We start from the raw sequence: 18,549 nt of genomic DNA on the forward strand, positions 1-18,549 counted from the left end.
ACACACCACAGGGGGAGCGCGATGACCACGGGCGCCACGGGGAGTACGGGCAGTTGGGGGATCAGGGGAGGCAGGCGGCGTCGGCTCGGGCGAGCCTGGGGCGCGGCGGCGGTGTGCGCGTTCGCGCTGGCGGGCTGCTCCGCACGGGCCCTGGCGGACGGGAGCGGAGGCACGGGCGCCGGGACGGGCGCGAAGCCGGCCGTCACCACCACGGTCAATCCGACGCCGAAGCCCACGTCCACGCCGCTCAAGTCCCTGAAGGGAGCCCGCGTCAACATCGCCGACGGGCAGACCGTGGGCGTCGGCATGCCCATATCCGTGACGTTCGACCACGTGATACCTGCCGCCGAACGGGCCGACGTGGAACGGCAGTTGAAGGTCACCGCAGACGTCGAGGGCTCCTGGAGCTGGATCAAGGACCGCAATCTGCTGGACGGGCAGCGCGTCGACTTCCGGCCGCGCACGTACTGGAAGCCGGGCACGGCCGTCACCGTCCGGGCCGGTGCCGGGATCACTCGCCATTTCACGGTGGGCCGCTCCCTCGTCGCCGAAGTCGATGTGCGTACACACTCCATGACGGTTGAGAAGGCCGGTTCGACGCACCGCGTTCCGATCACCGCCGGCGCCCCGGGCATGGACACCTGGAACGGCACGATGGTCGTCTCCGACAAGGCGACCAAGGTCTTCATGAACTCGCGGACGGTCGGCTACGGCGACGCGTACGCCGGCTATTACTACTACGCCGTGCACCTCACCTCTTCGGGCACCTACCTCCACCAGAACCCGAAGGCCAACACCTACGCGGGTCACCAGAACGTCACCCACGGGTGCATCGGACTCGCCACCGACGGCACGGCGAAGAGCTTCTACGACGAGGTCATCCCGGGCGACGTCGTCACGGTCGTCGGCTCCACGGACACGGTCGCCGTGGGCAATGGATACGGCGACTGGAACCTGAGCTGGGAGCAGTGGCGGGCAGGAAGCGCGCTCTCGTGAGGTCCGCGCGAGAAATTTCGGCCCCGGTGTCATCCGGGGCGCGGGTGACCGGAGTTTGGAGGAGTGGAGAGGCGCCCTCCAGTCCGATTCGTACATCGCACATCGCTGCAACGCGAGGAGTTGTCCGTTCATGACACGGATACAGAAGTACGTGGCCGCCACCGCGGTCGCCGTCGCACTGGTCGGGGCGCCTGCGGTGTCGTACGCCGCCTCACAGGGGAAGGCGGCGTCCGGCACACATCAGCGGGTCACCGAGGCGAAGGCCGCGGTCGTCGAAGCCGCCGCCAAGAAGGCCCCCACGGCTCGGATCGTCGCCCCCGGCGAACACGTGAAGGTCCCTGGCGGCGCGGAGATCTGGCTCACCGAGGAGGGCAAGTACTGGACGACGCCGGAGGATCCCGAGCCGCAGTTCCGCAGTGTCGTCGACGGGAACATCGACCTGACGCAGCCGGGTGTGTCGATGCAGTCGGAGGGCGTGGCCGGCCACTACTTCCTCTCCGGCCTCTACTACGGCGGCAAGGGCACCGCGTCCCGCGTCACCGTCGAGACCAAGTCCGCAGCCGTGCACGGCAAGCTGCTGGAGCTGGCGGGCAGGCCCGGCTGGGGCGTCTGGTACGCCACCGCCGAGGTGCCGTCGAGCGATGACAAGGGCGGGCTCGGCTACTTCGAGAAGGTCACCGTCCGCACCACCCAGGGCAAGGTCTACGCCCAGCTGAAGCTGAACTGAGCCTGCGGGCGGGGGAGTCGGGTTGTTCATGTCTCGGCTCCCCCGCACCGCCCCACCCCCCACGTACCCGACCCGAGGGACCGCCGGCCGTGCCGCACAACCCCACCGACGCCTCCCGAATCGCCGCGCAGACGCGCCAAGTTCCCGCTGACGCCTCCCCGGTCGCCGCCGAGAGTGGTGACTTCGCGGCGTACGCCACCGCGGCCTGGCCGCGCCTCGTGCGCACCGCGCACATGCTCACCGGCGACTTCCACGAGGCCGAGGACCTCGTCCAGACCACGCTGGCCAAGGTCTACGCACGCTGGCGGCGCATCCCGCGCGACGACGTCGACTTCTACGTACGCCGCTCGCTGGTCAACAACAACCTCAGCCGGGTGCGCAAGAGACGGGTCGCGCATCTGCTGATGCCGTTCCTGCCGGAGCGGGTGCACCAGCGCGAGCCCGGGCACGCGGAGGCCGTCGAGCAGCGGGCGGCCCTCGGCCAGGCGCTGGCCTCGCTTTCGGCGCGGCAGCGTGCCGTGATGGTGCTGCGCTACTGGGAGGACCTGGGCGAGCCCGAGATAGCCCAGCTGCTCGGCTGCTCGGTCGGCACGGTCAAGACCCATGCCCGGCGCGGCCTGGAGGCCCTGCGCGCCCACCCCTTGTTCGACGGCCGACACCCCGTTTCCGGAGCCCGCCCATGAACCACCCGTTCCGTTCCCCGCGCCCCCCGGCCGAGGCCGATCGGCTGCGCGAGGTGTTCGCCGAGGCCGCGTACGACGTCACGCCCTCCGCGGTGCCGCTGGCCGCCATCGAGCGCGACGGCCGCCGGCGCAGGCGGCGCCGCGGGTCCGCCGTGCTGGGTGCGGCCTGCGGCGTACTGGTGGTGCCGCTGGCCGTAGTGGTGCTCGGCGACGGCACGGCCGCCGGGCCCGGCGAGTGGGTGAAGCCGCCCGCCGCGAGCGCCGGCACCCCGAGCCCCTCACCCTCGGTGCCCGCGGGCAGGGTGCGGGTCGTGACGCCCGGCGAGCGGGTGCAGGTCGCGCCCGGCATCAAGATCTGGCTGACCGAGGACGGCAAGCACTGGCTGGAGCCGGGGGCGCCCGGCGCCCAGTTCCGCAGTGTCTCCGACGGCAACCTCGACATGAGCAGGCCCGGCGTCAGCCTCCAGGAGTCGGGGCAGGACGGCAGTTACTTCCTCTCGGGCATCTTCCACGGCAGGGGCGAACCGGCACGCGTCGAGGTCGAGACCACCGCGGGCGAGGGCAACGGCACCGCGCTCACGCTCGCGGGCAAGCCCGGCTGGGGCGTGTGGTACCTGCGGACGAAGGTGCCGGACTCCGTGACGTCCGCGAGCGGCGTGACCGGCGTCACCAAGAGAGTCACCGTGTACGACTCGGCGGGCGGGGTGATCGCGAACCAGGAGTTCGCTCCGTGAGGGCCCTGAGGAGCGCCGGCACGCAAGGCGCCGGCCGCCCGACCTTGCGGCGCCGCGCCCGGGCCCGCCTCGGCCGCTACCTCCGGGCCCGCCGTGTCCGGGCCCGCCGCACCCGTGGCAGGCGCCTGCGCCGTGTGCTGATCGCCCTGCTCGTCCTGCTGCTCTCGCTCGTCGGCGCGGCCGTGGTGGCCTACAAGCTGACGGTGGTCCCCGAGCCGCACCCGGAGACGGCGATGCAGAGCACGGTCTTCGTGGACACCCACGGGGACTATCTGGGGCGGCGCGGCCCGGTCGACCGCCAGGAGATCCCGCTCTCGCAGGTGCCGCGGCATGTGCAGGAGGCGGTGATCGCCGCGGAGAACCGCTCCTTCCGTACGGACACCGGGATATCACCGAGTGCGATCGCCCGGGCGGCGTGGTCGACGGTGAGCGGCGGCGGCCGACAGGGCGGTTCCACGATCACTCAGCAGTACGTGAAGAACGCGCTGCTCAGCCCGGAGCAGTCCCTGTCCCGCAAGGCGCGGGAGGCCTTGATCGCGATCAAGCTGGACCGCACCCGGTCGAAGGACGAGATCCTGCAGGGCTACCTGAACACGGTGTACTTCGGCCGCGGCGCGGCGGGCATCCAGGCCGCAGCCCGCAACTACTTCGGCGTGGACGCGAAGGACCTCACGGTCAGCCAGGGAGCCGCCCTGGCCGCCATCGTCAACATCCCCTCGTACTACGAGAAGGCGGGCTCGGACGCGAAGGTGACGACGAAGCTGACGGACCGATGGGAGTGGGTGCTGGACGCCATGGCCGACAGCGGGGCCATCACACCCGCCCAGCGCACCGCGGCCCGCTTCCCGGCGTTCCGCTTCTACCCGCCGGGGGACACGGACGGCCAGCGCCAGTACCTGATCGACGCGGCCGCGGCGGAGGCCGCCGACCGGCTGGGCATCACCCAGGACGAGCTGGCTCGCGGCGGCTACACGGTCCGCACCACCTTCGACCTCACGGCCCAGGACGCGACGGCGGAACTGGTGAGTGACGAGCCGGTCGATCCGCCCAGGCCGGCCGAGAAGGGCACCCGGCTCCACACGGCAGTGGTCGCGTTGGTGCCGGGCGACGGTGCGGTCCGTGTCCTGTACGGCGGCGCGGACTACGCGCGGCAGCCCTTCAACGACGCGCTGCACGGAGCGGTGGAGGCGGGCACGGCACTCGAGCCCTTCACGGCGGCGAAACTGGGCGCTCCCCTGACGGCCCTGCCGCGCCGCACGGCTCCCACGCCCCTGGACATGGCCGCCGCGTACGCCACGGCGGCGGCCGGGGGAACCCATGCCCAGCCCTACACCGTCCAGAAGATCACCCGGGCGGGCCGCACCCTCTTCACGGCCCGCCCTCGCACCCGAACGGCGATGGACCGGTTCGGCGCGGGAACGATCACCAAGGTCCTGCACGCCACGGATCCGTCCCCCCTGACCACGTACACGGCGGGCGCGGGGACCCGGACCCTGTGGCAGACCACGTACGACCCGCGACTCGCCGTGACCGTCGCTCTCTTCGCCCAGCACCCCGCACACGGCAAACACCCGCCCCGCACGGCCCAGCTTCCCGCCGGCTCCTCCCATCTCGCCGCCCGCGTCACCGCGGACGTACGCGACCGGCTGGCGCCGCCGGCCTGGGGAACGGTCCCCGTTCCCGCACAGACGTCGAGGGCCCGGGGGACCGGCTGAGGGCCGGGGAGCCCGAGTCGGAGCGGGATCGAGACCATAAGGCCCTACCCCCCGCAAAAAAATAGGGCCCATACTGGCTACACGATGACGAAACCCTCCGCGCCCCGGCGCCACCTGCCCACCAGCCCCTTCGCCGCCCCGGTCGTCCCCGTGGCCAAGGAGTTCAGCCTCGGAGACCGCGTCTCCCACGACCAATACGGCCTGGGCACGATCGTCGGTGTCGAAGAGGGCATCGCGATGCTCGTCGACTTCGGCGCCCGCCAGGTCCGCGTCCTCAGCCCGTACACCCGGATGGACCGACTCTGACCCACTCCCCGAACGGCCCACACCGCTAGCCACCCCCCAGCCCGCGACACAGGCTGGACGCATGACTGCCCCGGCGCGTGATGACCTTCCCTTCGACGATCTCACGGACTTCGAGAACGCCGATCGGGGGTTCATCGCGGCGTTGGTGCCAGGTGAGGTCAGGGACGCGGAGGGGCAGGTCGTCTATGACGGGGACGCGTACTCGTTCCTGGAAGACGACTGTCCGGACAGTGCGCATCCGAGTCTGTGGCGGCAGGCGCGGTTGTGTGCGCGGCAAGGGTTGTACGAGGTCACCGAGGGTGTGTATCAGGTTCGGGGGCTCGATCTCTCGAACATGACCGTCGTCGAGGGCAAGCGGGGCGTGCTGGTCGTCGACCCCTTGATCTCCGCCGAGTGCGCCTCGGCCGCTCTCTCCCTGTACCGGGAGCACCGGGGGCAGCGGCCCGTGACCGGGCTGATCTACACGCACTCGCACGTCGATCATTTCGGCGGTGCGCGCGGGGTGCTGCCGCACGGGCGCGAGGGCGAGGTGCCGGTACTCGCGCCCGAAGGGTTCCTGGAGCACGCGGTCAGCGAGAACGTCTACGCCGGGAACGCGATGCTGCGGCGCGCCGACTTCATGCACGGGACCCGGCTGCCCAAGGGGCCGCGCGGTCAGATCGGTACCGGGCTCGGCACCGTGATCTCCACCGGCAGCACCGGGCTCGTCGCGCCGAACGTGGACATCACCCGTACCGGGCAGGAGGAGGCCGTCGACGGGGTGCGGTTCGTCTTCCAGCTGACGCCGGGCACCGAGGCGCCCGCCGAGATGAACTTCCTGCTGCGCGAGCAGCGCGCCCTGTGCGTGGCCGAGAACGCCAACCACACCCTGCACAACCTGCTCACCCTGCGTGGCGCCCTCGTCCGCGACGCCCGTGTCTGGGCCCGGTACCTCGACGAGACGATGGACATCTTCGGCGATGCCTACGACGTCGCCTTCGGGTCGCATCACTGGCCGACCTGGGGTCGCGAGAACGTCGTCCGGTTCCTGGGCGAGCAGCGGGACTTGTACGCCTACCTGCACGACCAGACCCTCCGCCTGCTCAACAACGGCCTCACCGGCCCCGAGATCGCCGAGGAACTGCGCCTGCCGCCCGCCCTGGAGAACTCCTGGCATGCGCGGGGGTACTACGGGTCCTTGAGTCATAACGTGAAGGCCGTCTACCAGCGGTACCTGGGCTGGTACGACGGCAATCCCGCCCACCTCTGGGAGCATCCGCCCGTCGAACTCGCCCGGCGGTACGTGGAGTTGGGCGGCGGCGCTGAGCAGGTACTCGACAAGGCCCGCGCGTACGCCGACGGCGGCGATCTCCGCTTCGCCGCGACCCTGCTCAACCACCTGGTCTTCGCCGATCCGGACAACACGGCGGCCAAGGAAGCCCTCGCCACCGTCTACGACCGCCTCGGGCACGGCTCCGAGAACGGGACCTGGCGCAACTTCTACCTCACCGCCGCCCTGGAGCTGCGCGAGGGCCCGGCCGCCGTCGAGATCGACACCTCCGGCTCCGAGATGACGTCCGCGCTGACCGTGAGCATGCTCCTCGACTCGCTCGCCGTCCGCATCGACGGCCCGCGCGCCTGGAACGAACACCTGACGCTCGACTTCGTCGTCATCGACGAGCAGCGCCGCCACCGGGTCAATCTCCACCACGGGGCGCTCACCCATCGCAGCATGCCGGTCCACCACACACCCAAGCCGCACGCGGGTCTGACGCTGATCCTCACCCGGCCCGAGCTGCTCGGGCTGCTCTCGGGCCAGGGCCTCGCCGGCATCGAGACGGACGGCGACACAGAGCTCCTGGCCCGCCTGCTCTCGTACGCCTCCGAGCCGGACAAGGCCTTCCCCGTCGTCACGCCGTAACCCGAACCAACGCCTCTCGTACGGGTTCTCCGGCTGCTTCACCCTCTTCACCGAGGTGGCGTCCAGCACGGAGGGGGCGAAAAACCCCTGGCCCGAGCCGCATCAGGCGTCCGGGGTCGAGCTCTTGCTGTACCGGCCCGGCGGCATGCCCACCGTCGCCGTGAAATCGCGGACCAGATGGGACTGGTCGCTGTAGCCGAGTTCGACGGCGAGGGCCGCCCAGTCGATGGACTCCCGCCGGGTGGCGAGGTCCGCGACCTCGTGGATACGGGACCGGTTGATGACCCACTTGGGGCTGAGCCCGACATGCTCGGCGAAGAGCCGCTGCAGGGTCCGCGTGTTCATGCCGAGCCGCTCGGCGAGATCACCGACCCGGGTGAGGGACTTGTCGGCGACGACGAGCTCGACCACGGCGTTCAGGGCGGCGGTCCTGGACAGCGGCCGGGTACCGAAGGAGCGGAGGAAGTCCTCCACGACGGCCGTGCATCCGTTCACGTCGTCCGCCCCGCCCAGCACACGGGCGACACCGTCCACCCCGGCACCGAACACGGCCGACGCCGCGAGCCGCTGCCCCGCGATGTCCGCCATCGCGCCCCGCAGAAACGGCCGGAAGCCGGCGGGCCGGAACTTGACGCCGAGGACCTGGCCGCGGCCCTCCAGCCGCCGTACGAATTCATGCGGCGAAATCGCCTCGACGGTCGCGGCGCCCGCCTCGAACACCAGGTGCGTGGCGGGGTGCGGGATCACGCGCTGCTCGTAGGTGTCCCCGTCGCGCAGCTCCCAGCGGACCACCCAGTAGCGGTCCACGGCCCAGGCCAGGTCGGCCGAGGGCTCGTGCCGGGTCAGCGTGAAGCGCTCGAACCCGGCTCGGGGGTCGACGATGCCCCGGGTGTCCTGTTCGGCCGGCCGAGTCACGCAACCAAGATAGCGAGGGCACCGAGGCGGCGAGAGCGAAGTGTCGGGTTTCTTCAAGACCGCGGCCGCGCGCGTTCCTACACTTCGGCCATGGAAAGAGACGATTCCCCCGTCGATCCACCCGTGGACAGAGTCGGTCTTCTCGCGGGCGTCCTGGCCAAGACCGGCGACCTCGTCGAGGGCGTCGGCGCGGACCGGCTGAGCCTCCCGACGCCCTGCCACGACTACGACGTCCAGACCCTGGTCGACCACCTCGTCGGCTGGCTCCTGCTGTTCGAGTCCGGCTGCCACGGCCGGTCGTACGACGGTGATCCCGGGCAGTACAAGTGCGGGGCCGACCCCGCCGCCGAGTTCCGCGCCGCGGCGGCCGGTCTCGTCGCCGGCTGGGAGAGCTACGGCTTCGACCGCGAGGTCGCCGTGACCGGCAGCCGCAAGCTGCCCGCCGAGACGGTGTTCGACATGACGCTCATGGAGTACCTGACCCACGGCTGGGACCTGGCGGTCGCCACCGGCAGGGCGGTCCCCTTCACCGAGGAGGAGGCGGCCCAGACCCTGAACCGGGCGAAGGCCACCCTGCCCCCGCAGTACCGGGGCGAGAACATGCCGTTCGGCGAGATCGTCCCCGTCGACGAGAACGCCCCCGCCATGGACCGCCTCGTTGCCTTCCTCGGCCGTGAGCCGGGGTTCAGCTCTTCGAGCCGTTGAAGTAGTGGCCCTCTTCGAGGTCCGCGACGAGCCCGGGCTGCACGGGCCACCCGGCACGCCGAGAGCACGCGCCAGACGCCGCGGAGCCCGCTCTCCGGGCGGACGACGGGAGTTCGACGACGGGACCTAGAGCGGAGGCTGTGCCGGAGCCGGGCCGAGGGTCGTGGTGCCGGGCGCGGTGCGGTGTCCGAGTCCGGTGCGGTAGGCGTCGAGCGCCGCCTCGACCCGGCCGGTACGCCGCAGCAGATCCCCGAGCAGCCGGCACAGGTCGGCCAGGTCCCCGGCCGCTCCGGCCCGCTCCAGCAGGCTCATCGCGCGCACGTAGTGCTCCTCGGCCGCCTCGGTGTCCCGGGCATCCTCCGCGATGATCCCGAGGAGGCGGTGCGCCCCGGCCGAGTGCACGGCCCCGCGCTCGGGGCTGAGGTCCCCGAGCACCTCGTGCAGCAACGAGGCGGCTTCGTCGGACTTCCCGCGCCGGTGCAGCACATCCGCAAGCTCCACGGCGACCTGGCTGGTGTAGAGGGCGGCGCGCTTGGCGGAGAGCATGGCCTGCGCCTCGCGCAACTCCGCCTCGGCACGTTCCAGTTCACCGCTCTGAACGTACAAGTAGCCCCGCATCCAGTGGCAGTTGGCGAGTTCCGTACGGATCTGGAGCTGGCGGTAGAGTTCGGCGGCCTTGGCCAGGGACACGTCGGCCTCGGCGATCCGCCCTTCGGCGATCATCGTCCGGGCCACCGAACGGTGCATCCGGGCCACCAGCGCGGGGTCGCCGACCTGCGGTGCGAGGGCCAGCGCGAACTCGGCCGCCTGGGCGGCCCGGGCGTGCGCGCCCATGTCCATGTAGGGCGCGATGACCCCGGTGTAGAGCAGCAGCAGCGCGTCCGGGTCGTGCAGTCCCGTCCGGTTGAGCTCGTCCAGCGTGGACTCGAACAGGTAGCAAGCGTAACGGAGTTCACCGGCGAGATAGTGGGAGACGGCGCGTCCACGCACGGCGGGCACGCGTTGCGGCAGCGGCGTGTCCCCCATCCTGCGCTCGGACTCCTCGAAGCGCTCACGCGCCGTGGCCAGGTCGCCGGTCTCCAGGGCGCATTCGCCGAGCCCCAGCAGCGCGGCGGCCTGTTCGGCGAGCAGCCCGTGCGCGTCCGCCTCCGCGAGCAGCCCGGTGTACTGCTCCGCCGCGACCTCGGCCTCCCCGGTGGCGAGCGTGCGCTGCGCGTCGGTCAGCCGCAGCCGCAGGTCGGTGGCGAGATGGGCGGGCCGCCCGGTGGCGAGCTCGTCGTAGGCGACCCCGAGCCGCTCGGCGATGTGCCGCAGCGCGGGTTCGGAGGCCCGCACCCGCCCCGCCTCCAGCGTGGAGATGTACGCGGGCGTATACGCGGGCTCCGCCAACTGCTTCTGCGTCAACCCACGTTCCGTACGCAGCTGTTGCACCCTGCGCCCGATGATCTCCGGGCCGTCACGCTCCGCCATGGATTAAGCATGCCATTAAGTCGACTTACATTCAGTCGACTCCTGAACAATATCCAACTCTCCTTGTACCTCTTGCCCTTTGATGCCGGAAGCCCCTACGTTAAGCGACAGGTTAAGCATGCTTAATACGCCGCTGTTGTTGCGAGGTCGCTGTGCTCCGACGTATTTACGCGCGCTACTTCAGAGGGTTCAGTGCGGCCGTGATCGCCGTGGCAGCGCTGGTCACGGCGGCGAACGCGGGCCCGGCGAGGGCGGCGGAGCAGCACCCCGCCCCGCAGGCCCAGTACATCGGCGGATCCACGGCCACCCGCTGATCCGCCCCTCGTACCGGGCCCGAGTCCGACGGTCGGGGTCAGTGGCTTCCCCGCGCGGTGGCGTTCACCGAGGTGCCCCGCAGCCGGGAGCCGCCACGCCTTGATCTCGCCGTCGGCGGCCGTCGGCAGAATCCCCCCTCCGCCGGCGGCCGCTTCCGGCTCTCCCCGCATACCCTGACCCCGTGACCTCTGCCGCCGCCCGCACCGCGCTGGACCTCACCGCCGACCTCGCGGTCCCCGCTCTGGAGGACTTCTACCGGGATCTGCACCGGCATCCCGAGCTGTCGCTGCGGGAACACCGCACGGCGGCCGCGTTCGCGGAGCGGCTGCGGAAGGCGGGGTACGAGACCGTCGACGGCGTGGGCGGTACGGGCGTCGTGGGGGTCCTGCGGAACGGGGACGGGCCCACCGTGCTCCTGCGCGCCGACATGGACGCGCTGCCCGTCACCGAGGAGACCGGGCTGTCGTACGCCTCCGAGACCGCCGGAGTCATGCACGCCTGCGGTCACGACCTGCACGTCACCTGGCTCACCGGCGCCGCTGACGCGCTCGCGGCGGGGCGCGACACCTGGTCCGGCACGCTGGTCGTGGTCGGGCAGCCCGCCGAGGAGACGGGGGAAGGCGCGGCACGGATGCTCGCGGACGGGCTGTACGAGCGCTTCCCGCGCCCCGACGTGCTGCTCGCCCAGCACGCGGCGCCCGGCCCGGCGGGACTGTACGCCCACTCGCCCGGCCTGATCATGTCCGCCTCCACCGACATCGACATCGTCGTGCACGGGCGGGGCGGGCACGGTTCGCGGCCCGAGGCGACCGTCGACCCCGTGGTGACGGCGGCCTACCTCGTGACCCGGCTGCAGACGGTCGTCAGCCGGGAGATCGCGGCGCGCGAGTCGGCGGTGCTGACCGTGGGCAGGATCGAGGCGGGCACCCGGCACAACATCATTCCGTCCGAGGCCCACCTCGCCCTCAACCTCCGTACGCAGTCGGAGGACGTGGGGCAGCGGATGATCGCGGCGATCCGGCGCATCGCGGCCGGCGAGTGCCTGGCGGCCGGTTGCCCGCGCGAGCCCGACGTCACCGTCGGCAGCAGCTTCCCGATGACCGTCAACGACCCCGACACCGACCGCCGCATCGCCGCCGTGCACGGCGAGGTCTTCGGCGCCGGGACCATCCTCGACCCCGGTCCGGCGATGGGCAGCGAGGACTTCCCCCGGCTCGCGGAGGGTGGACTGCCGTACTCCTACTGGTTCGTGACGAGCACTCCGGCGGATGTGTGGAACGCGGCTCCCGGTGGCGGCGACATCATGGAGAAGCTCGCGGCCGTGCCCAGCAACCACAGCCCGCACTTCGCCCCCGACCTGTCGACGGTCGCGCCGGGCGTACGGACCCTGGTGTCGGGAGCGCTCGCCTCGCTGTCGCCGGGGTGACCCTCAGGCCTGCGCCTGGGGCTGCAGTCGGCGCAGCTGCTGCTGGACGTGGTCCAGCGCGCCCTGCCTGCGCCCGGGCACGCGCAGCCTCAAGTCGGCCAGCGCGGGCCCCAGTTCACGGGCGCGCGCCGCGTCGTCGAGACGGCCCCACTGGTGGTGGGCCCGGTCCACGGCCGACTCCACGGCCGGGGAGTCGGGGGCCTGCCCCGCGTTCAGGCGAGCGCCCGCGATCGCCAGCCAGGTACGGCAACTGCGCTCGGCGTCCCCCGCGAACATCGCCAGGTCCGCCCGGACCTCCATCCAGTGCAGCACCGTCTCGGAGGCGGGTCCGTACCTCCGCAGCGCCTCCTGCTCCCGCTGCCCGGCCAGCGCGTCGGCCTCACCGTGCCGGCCCGCCTGGACGGCGGCGGAGATGGTCTCGTGCGGGTCCGCGGGGTCCACGGGGGCCGCGGGCGGCTGCGCCGGATGTGGCGGCGACGCCACCACCGGCGGTGCCACTACCGGCGGTCCCACCACCAACGGGACGGACACTGGCGGGTTGGCCACCGGCGGGGCGGCGACCGACGGGGAGGCCACCAGCAGGGCCGCCATCGGGGGCGCACCCGGCGCCAGCACCAGGTCCGTACGCGCGCCCTCGCCCCACACGCGTGTCAGCGCCTGCTGGTGCAGGTGCGACAACGGCGGACGGTAACCGCTGCGGAGAATCGTGGCGACGGCTCGCATGTACATGGGTGACGCCACCGTGCGGCGCGGCGGGGGCGGCGCGACCCGGCCGTACAGCGCGGCGGACGGGCCCGCGGTGAGCGGGCGGGCGACGAGGTGGTCCCAGGTCTCCGCGTCGGCGTGCAGGTCGGCGAAGAGGGTGGTCGTGCCCGGTGGGCGCAGGCGGAGCTCCTCGGTGATCCAGTGCCACGGGAAGGCGGTGTAACGGACCGTCGCCGGGGTGGTCCGGGCGAGGGCCAGGTGGGGCAGGTGCTGGCGGCGGTCCAGTTGGAGCTGCCCGGTCACGAACACCGTCAGCGGGCCGGGAGCCGTCGCCGCCGCACGCAGCCGGGTGAGGACCGCCTGCGGCTCCAGCGGGTCGGCCAGTTCCACGACGTTGGCGGTGTCGGTGCCCGACAGCACCGCGGGCGACACCGCCGCCAGCACGGGGAGCACGGACGCCGCGTCCACCAGACACCCCTTGCCCATCGGTGAGGCCGCGAGGAGCAGCACGGTTCCGGGCATAGGTTCCCTCCCCCATCGATCACGTACGGCAGCACACCGTAACCGCTGCGCCTGCAAAGGGGGGACGGCAGGAGTGCAAACGTTCGCCGGGCCGGAGTGCGAACGACCGCCGACGTCCCGCTGCGCCGGGCGCTACCGGCGTCGTACGGCGAAAATCGTCGTGTCGTCCGCCAAGTGGCCCCCGCTGTGCCGCAGCGTGCCGTCGCGGACGAAGCGCACGAGCAGCTGCGGGTCGGCGGTGCGCGGGTCCTGCGCCAGGGCCTCGGCGAGGGTGTCGCGGAGCGGGAAGAAGGCGCCGCCCACGTCACGGGCCTCTGTCACGCCGTCGGTGACCAGCAGCAGCGTCTCGCCGCGGGCCAGCGCGACGCTGAGAACGGGCGGCGGGCCGTGCGTCAACTCGCTGAGCCCGAGCGGCAGTCCGTCGCCGGGGGGCAGCGACCGTACGCCGTGGGGGGCGACCACGAGCGGTGGCTCGTGGCCGAAGTTGACGACCTCGATGGTGTCCGGGGCGTCCGGGGTCGCCTTCGGAAAGCCGATCAGGATCCCGGTGGCGAAGCGGTCGCTGTCGCTCCGGCCGAGCGCGGTGGAGTAGCGGACGTGCCGCAGCATCCGGATCTCCAGGCGGTCGGCGACCGTGTGCAGGAGGGGTTCGTGGTACGCCGCCTCACGGAACGTGCCGAGCAGCGCGGCCGCCGCCTCCACCGCCGCGAGCCCCTTGCCCTGGACGTCGCCGAGCAGGACGCGTGTGCCGTGCAGGCCCGGCTGGATGTCGTAGAAGTCCCCGCCGACGCGGGCCTCGCTGTCGGCGGAGAGGTACACCGCCCCGTGGTCCAGATCGCCCCAGCCCGGCGCCAGCGGGCGCAGCACGGTGCGCCGGGTGGTCTCGGCGACGTCCCGCATGTGCAGCATGCGCTGCTCGCCGCGGACCCGGACGGCGCAGGCGAGGACGGCGAGGATGCCGCCGAGGGCGACGAGGATGAAGTCGGGAAGACCCGTCTGGTACTGGTGCGGCCAGGACGCGTCCACGATGAAGTAGGCAGCGAGCGAGAGCACCGCGAGCACCGCCGTGCCCCACACCCCGCAGATCGCCGCCGCGATACCGGGCACCAGCACGATCCAGGAGATGATCCGGAACTCGCCCGAGGTGTTCCAGTCGAGCACCGCGATGGCTACGAGCAGCAGCAGCGGTGGCAGCCACGCGACACTGCGGCCGCGCACCCTCAGCGGTTTCTGCCGCTGGGCGGCGTCCGCCCGCCGCACATGCGGCCGTCGGTCGTGTACGGATCTCCGGCCGCCCACCTCGCCGTACCACCTCGTCCTCGTCAGCCCGCGACGCGCGTCGCCGCGGCCGGCATCAGTACGCGACCGACATCCGGGCGCGCGGGTGGGCGTCCTTCTCCAGTTCGTCGACGAAGGCGATCGCGTAGTCCTCGGCGCTGATCCGGCTGTTGCCATGGTCGTCGGTGAGCATCCGGTCGCCGCCGACACGGAACGTGCCCGTACGTTCACCGGGGCGGATCTCCGCGGCGGGCGAGACGTAGGTCCAGTCGAGGTCCTCGTCGTCGAGGGTGCGGAAGAAGGCGAGGACGTCGCGGTGCGCGAGAGCCTCCTGGAGATAGGCCTCGGGAAAGCCGGGCTGGTCGGCCAGCGCCTGGCCGGGCGCGATCTCCAGGCTGCCCGCACCGCCGACGATCATGAGCCGCCGAATTCCGGCCTGCCGTACGCCCTCGACCAGCGCCTTGTTGAGGGTGAGGAAGGGCTCGCGCGGCTCCGAACCGTCTCTCGGCGGCACACACGCCGAGGCCACCGCGTCCGCGCCCGACGCCAGCGCGGCCACCTTCGCCGGGTCGGAGGCGTCCGCCGCCGCAGCCGTGACCCCGGGGATGGGGGACTGCCCGGACCGGCTCACCGCGATGACCTGGTGTCCGCGCGCCGACGCCTCCGTGGCGATACGGGTCCCGACCATGCCGGTGGCGCCGAAGAGAACGAGCTTCATGGGTCTCAGCGAAACACGGGGGAAAAGCTGCCGCATCCCGACTTGCCAGGCGCCCTGGCGGGGTGTGCCCTGGAAGCCGGGGGCGAGGAGAGAGGAGTGCTCCCATGGCTCATGCGGCACCGGCGTCATCCGCCCCGAAGACACCTCGGATACCGACACCCAGCACACCCGATGTCTTCGACGAGCGCAGCCACACCATCGCCAGGTGGGCGATCCCCGTCGTCGGCGGGCTGCTCTACGGCTTCTGGGCCGCGGCCATCAACCGCAGCGGCGGCCCGATCACCGGCTGGAACATCCTGTTCGGCTTCGTGTGCGCCATCGCGTTCGCGGCTCTCTACATCGGCGTCCGCATGTTGGCACCGCTGCTGAAGCGCGAACTGCACGCGGTGCTGTGGACCGCGTTCGCGGGCATCACGTTCGGGTTCCTGTACAGCCAGACCGGCGAGACCGTCCTGCGGTCCACGTTCATGGCACTGGGCGTCGCGGCGGGCGTGTTCGCGGTGACCTTCTACCGCTACTACACGCACGAGGACGCCGAGGGGCACCCCGATCCGCGCTGAGCGGCACACGGCGCACGAGGCCCCGGCAGGCTGCCGGGGCCTCGTGCGTCTCCCTCACTCACCTACTGCCACCTGGGACCCAGTCCCAGGAGTCCGAGGCGGAGCCGTTCAGGCCCCGGCCGAACGAGCCGAAGACGCTGATGCTCCAGGTTCCCGAGCCGGGGGAACTCCGGCCGGGGTCGTCACAGAGGTCGCCGTACCCGGACGAGTCGTTCCGGTCGGAGTCGTCGCTCCAGCCGGAGTCGTTCCTGTTGGAGTTGTCGTTCCACCCCGAGTGGTTCCCCTCTCGCGGCTGCCCGGTCGGAGCCTGCCGACGGGACCGTGGCCAGGGTCCGCACGGTCGAAGTGGTGCCTCATCGGCCTCCTTCTCCCAGAACAAGGAAACACCCGTTCGGGTGAAGGCTCCACCGGAGAGCCTCACGGCCCTTGATGACCGGGGTGTCGGGCCCCGCGACGGCCGAACTGCGGCCGGGCCCGGGTGAGTGACCCGCGGGCCCCGTTCGGCTTGTCGTATGCGCCCATTTGCAGCCGAACCACTCGCGCGAGACGGCCCTGACGCCTTGCCTGGTGGAGTGTCCCAAGGTCTCCGGAGCGCTCTGTCGGCCGTGCTGATCGTGCTCGCCTGCCTGCTCGCGCCGCTCGGCGCGCTGTCGACCTGGGCGATGTACGGGCTCGGCGACCCCGTGCGGTACGAGGCCACGATGGCGCCGCTCGCCGCGGACGCCGATGTACGCGACGCGATCGCGGCCGGCGTGACGGACGGGATCCTGCGCGAAGTCCACGTACGGCCGCGGCTGCAGGGGCCGGTGAACCACTTCGTGCGGGACGCGGTGCGTTCGTTCACCGAGACCGAGGCGTACCGCACGGCATGGCAGGCCGCGAACATGGCCGCGCACGACGCCGTGATGCGGGCGCTGCGCGAGGACCGCGACGGGGCGGTGACCGTCGACCTCGCGCCGGTCACCGAGCTGGTGAAGCGTCAACTCGCCGATGACCACATGCCGTTGGCGGACCGGATCCCCGTCGAGCACACCGAGATCACCGTGCTCGAAGCCGAGGATCTGGCCCAGCTCCAAAAGGGGTTCCACGTGCTCGAAGTCGCCGCAGTCTGGCTGCCGGTCGCGGCGGTGGTGTTCGCCCTCGCGGGCATCCTTCTGGCGGTGGGCCGTCGCCGGGCGGTGTTCGCGACCGGGCTCGGCACCGCATTGGGCGCCGCGCTGCTCGGCGCCGGGATCGCCCTGGGGCGCCGGCTCACCCTCGCCGATCTGCCGCCCGACGTGTCGCCCACGGCCGCGGGCGCGGTGTACGACGCGCTCACGGACACGCTGCGGCTCGTCTCCTGGGGGCTGCTGGCGCTGGGCCTCGCCGTGGCCCTGGGCGCCCTGCTCACGAGCGCGTACGCGCGATACCGGCGAGCGTCCGCAGCGCGCCGGCAAGTTCCTGCGGAGGAGTCGACGCGAGTCCGAGCCTGACGCAGTCCTGGGCACGGCTGTCCAGGAGGCCCTCGTGGCTCTGGGCGGGCGTGCCGCCAGGGGCAGCCCCCGTCCCCGAGAGCGCGGCACGCTGAAAGCGCCGGTAAGCACCCCCAACGGCGAAAGCGGAACCCGGAGTGATCGCTATCCCCCGGTCCGCCGCCGCTGCCGCGAAGGCGTCGGCCCGCCAGGCGTACGGCAGCTCCCACCAGGCGTAATACGCGCGAGCGTCGGCCCGTACGGAGAAGCCGGTGAGGTGTTCGGCGACGAGCGCCTGCCGACGCGCCGCATCCGCCCGCTTGGCGCGGACCAGGTGGTCCACCGTGCCGTCGGCGATCCAGCGCACCGCCGCCTCCAGCGCGAACCGGCTCGCGGTCCACGCACCCGAGCGCAGGGCCGCCGCCACCTGCTCCACCCGCCCCTCGGGGGCGACGAGGAAACCCACCGTCAGGCCCGGTGCGACGCGCTTGGAGAGGCCGTCGACGACATACGTGCGCTCGGGGGCGTACGCGCCGAGCGGGTCGAGGTGCCCCTCGTGGAGGAAGGACCAGATGCGGTCCTCGACGACAGGAAGACCCAAGTCCGTGACCACTGCGCCCAGTTGGCGCCTGCGCCGCTCACTCGTCGTCACCGACGTCGGATTGTGCAGGGTCGGCTGGACGTACACGGCGGAGAGCGGTGCCGAGCGGTGGGCGGCCGCGACCGCCTCCGGGCGGAGCCCCTCCTCGTCCATGGGCAGCGGGACGAGGGTGATGCCCAGGCGCGTCGCGATCTCCTTGACCAGGGGATACGTCAGGGCCTCGATGCCGACGCGGCCGCCGGGCCGGACGAGGGAGGCGAGCGCGGCCGCGATCGCCTGGCGAGCGTTGCCCGCGAAGACCAGCCGGGACGGGGCGGGGTGCCAGCCCGGGGTGGCGAGGAGGGCGGCGGCAGCCTCGCGGGCGGCGGCCGTGCCGGTGGCGGGAGCGGTGCGCAGGGACTCCGTGAGGACATCGGGGCGCAGCAGCGGCGCGAGGGCGGGGGCGAGAAGCTCCGACTGGTCAGGCACGGAGGGGTAGTTGAGCTCCAGATTGATCGGCGACGTGGTCGCCGGTTCGGCGAGCGCGTGGCCCGAGGCGGGCGGCGCGGCCCGGACGAACGTGCCACGCCCGACCTCGCCGACGACCAGTCCGCGCCGCACCAGCTCGGCGTACACCCGCCCGGCCGTCGATCCGGCGATCCCGCGCCGCCGTGCGAACGCCCGCTGCGGAGGCAGCCGTTCACCGGGCTTGAGCCGCCCGGCGGCGATGTCGTCGGCGATCCGGTCGGCGATCCGCCGGTAGTCCTCCACCATGTGAGCCCCCTGTTCCGCGCCCCGGAACAGGATTGCACCGAGGGCAAAGATCTTATTGCACCGAGGAGT

17 protein-coding genes are annotated in these 18,549 nt (G+C 72.2%); 11 read left to right on the forward strand and 6 right to left on the reverse strand.

The window, feature by feature from the left end:
* The first annotated feature begins 21 nt into the window (after positions 1 to 21).
* From ACIBK0_RS05355 to ACIBK0_RS05385, 7 genes are all read left to right on the forward strand, one after another.
* The gene (locus tag ACIBK0_RS05355) at positions 22 to 996 is read left to right on the forward strand and encodes a L,D-transpeptidase (protein ID WP_399075830.1); all 975 of its coding nucleotides are present in this window, start codon (positions 22 to 24) and stop codon (positions 994 to 996) included.
* Positions 997 to 1,126: 130 nt separating this feature from the next.
* Positions 1,127 to 1,723, forward strand: coding sequence for a hypothetical protein (locus tag ACIBK0_RS05360; protein WP_399075832.1), 597 nt, complete (start codon positions 1,127 to 1,129; stop codon positions 1,721 to 1,723).
* A 119-nt stretch (positions 1,724 to 1,842) separates the two neighbouring features.
* Positions 1,843 to 2,406, forward strand: coding sequence for a SigE family RNA polymerase sigma factor (locus ACIBK0_RS05365; protein ID WP_399076053.1), 564 nt, complete (start codon positions 1,843 to 1,845; stop codon positions 2,404 to 2,406).
* Entirely contained in the window at positions 2,403 to 3,140 is a 738-nt protein-coding gene (locus ACIBK0_RS05370; RefSeq protein WP_399075834.1) for a hypothetical protein, read from the forward strand. The genes ACIBK0_RS05365 and ACIBK0_RS05370 overlap by 4 nt, the downstream gene beginning before the upstream one ends.
* Positions 3,137 to 4,855, forward strand: coding sequence for a transglycosylase domain-containing protein (locus ACIBK0_RS05375; protein WP_399075836.1), 1,719 nt, complete (start codon positions 3,137 to 3,139; stop codon positions 4,853 to 4,855). The genes ACIBK0_RS05370 and ACIBK0_RS05375 overlap by 4 nt, the downstream gene beginning before the upstream one ends.
* Before the next feature lie 84 nt (positions 4,856 to 4,939).
* The gene (locus ACIBK0_RS05380; protein WP_081218430.1) at positions 4,940 to 5,161 is read left to right on the forward strand and encodes a hypothetical protein; all 222 of its coding nucleotides are present in this window, start codon (positions 4,940 to 4,942) and stop codon (positions 5,159 to 5,161) included.
* Between the two features lie 61 nt (positions 5,162 to 5,222).
* Positions 5,223 to 7,061 (forward strand): alkyl/aryl-sulfatase, encoded by a 1,839-nt coding sequence (locus ACIBK0_RS05385; RefSeq protein ID WP_399075838.1) that lies wholly within the window; start codon positions 5,223 to 5,225, stop codon positions 7,059 to 7,061.
* 102 nt (positions 7,062 to 7,163) lie between these two features.
* On the opposite strand, the gene ACIBK0_RS05390 is transcribed toward ACIBK0_RS05385, so the two are convergent.
* Positions 7,164 to 7,976, reverse strand: a complete 813-nt coding sequence (locus ACIBK0_RS05390) for a DUF6597 domain-containing transcriptional factor (RefSeq protein ID WP_399075840.1) — start codon at positions 7,974 to 7,976, stop codon at positions 7,164 to 7,166.
* Between the two features lie 90 nt (positions 7,977 to 8,066).
* Here ACIBK0_RS05390 and ACIBK0_RS05395 point away from each other — a divergent pair, with 90 nt between their 5' ends.
* The gene (locus ACIBK0_RS05395; RefSeq protein ID WP_399075842.1) at positions 8,067 to 8,681 is read left to right on the forward strand and encodes a TIGR03086 family metal-binding protein; all 615 of its coding nucleotides are present in this window, start codon (positions 8,067 to 8,069) and stop codon (positions 8,679 to 8,681) included.
* Between the two features lie 126 nt (positions 8,682 to 8,807).
* Here ACIBK0_RS05395 and ACIBK0_RS05400 read toward each other — a convergent pair whose 3' ends face one another.
* Positions 8,808 to 10,151, reverse strand: a complete 1,344-nt coding sequence (locus tag ACIBK0_RS05400; protein WP_399075844.1) for a helix-turn-helix domain-containing protein — start codon at positions 10,149 to 10,151, stop codon at positions 8,808 to 8,810.
* A 496-nt stretch (positions 10,152 to 10,647) separates the two neighbouring features.
* On the opposite strand from ACIBK0_RS05400, the gene ACIBK0_RS05405 reads away from it, so the two are divergent.
* Positions 10,648 to 11,892, forward strand: coding sequence for an amidohydrolase (locus tag ACIBK0_RS05405; protein WP_399075846.1), 1,245 nt, complete (start codon positions 10,648 to 10,650; stop codon positions 11,890 to 11,892).
* Positions 11,893 to 11,895: 3 nt separating this feature from the next.
* Here the strand turns inward: ACIBK0_RS05405 and ACIBK0_RS05410 are convergent, their stop codons facing one another.
* From ACIBK0_RS05410 to ACIBK0_RS05420, 3 genes are all read right to left on the reverse strand, one after another.
* The gene (locus ACIBK0_RS05410; RefSeq protein WP_399075848.1) at positions 11,896 to 13,119 is read right to left on the reverse strand and encodes a hypothetical protein; all 1,224 of its coding nucleotides are present in this window, start codon (positions 13,117 to 13,119) and stop codon (positions 11,896 to 11,898) included.
* Between the two features lie 132 nt (positions 13,120 to 13,251).
* Positions 13,252 to 14,418 (reverse strand): PP2C family protein-serine/threonine phosphatase, encoded by a 1,167-nt coding sequence (locus tag ACIBK0_RS05415; RefSeq protein ID WP_399075850.1) that lies wholly within the window; start codon positions 14,416 to 14,418, stop codon positions 13,252 to 13,254.
* A gap of 55 nt (positions 14,419 to 14,473) precedes the next feature.
* Positions 14,474 to 15,115: an NAD(P)-dependent oxidoreductase gene (locus ACIBK0_RS05420; protein WP_399075852.1), complete on the reverse strand. Its 642-nt coding sequence runs from the start codon at positions 15,113 to 15,115 to the stop codon at positions 14,474 to 14,476.
* Positions 15,116 to 15,219: 104 nt separating this feature from the next.
* Between ACIBK0_RS05420 and ACIBK0_RS05425 the strand changes: the two genes are divergently transcribed.
* Positions 15,220 to 15,675 carry a hypothetical protein gene (locus ACIBK0_RS05425; RefSeq protein WP_399075854.1) on the forward strand — a complete coding sequence of 152 codons (456 nt, stop codon included), beginning with the start codon at positions 15,220 to 15,222 and terminating at the stop codon, positions 15,673 to 15,675.
* A 572-nt stretch (positions 15,676 to 16,247) separates the two neighbouring features.
* Complete coding sequence (locus tag ACIBK0_RS05430) at positions 16,248 to 17,147, forward strand: hypothetical protein (protein WP_399075856.1); 900 nt, start codon at positions 16,248 to 16,250, stop codon at positions 17,145 to 17,147.
* Here ACIBK0_RS05430 and ACIBK0_RS05435 read toward each other — a convergent pair.
* Complete coding sequence (locus tag ACIBK0_RS05435) at positions 17,062 to 18,477, reverse strand: PLP-dependent aminotransferase family protein (RefSeq protein WP_399076055.1); 1,416 nt, start codon at positions 18,475 to 18,477, stop codon at positions 17,062 to 17,064. The genes ACIBK0_RS05430 and ACIBK0_RS05435 overlap by 86 nt on opposite strands.
* Positions 18,478 to 18,549 lie beyond the last annotated feature (72 nt).

Source organism: Streptomyces sp. NPDC050564, assembly GCF_044457265.1.
Taxonomy (GTDB): domain Bacteria; phylum Actinomycetota; class Actinomycetes; order Streptomycetales; family Streptomycetaceae; genus Streptomyces.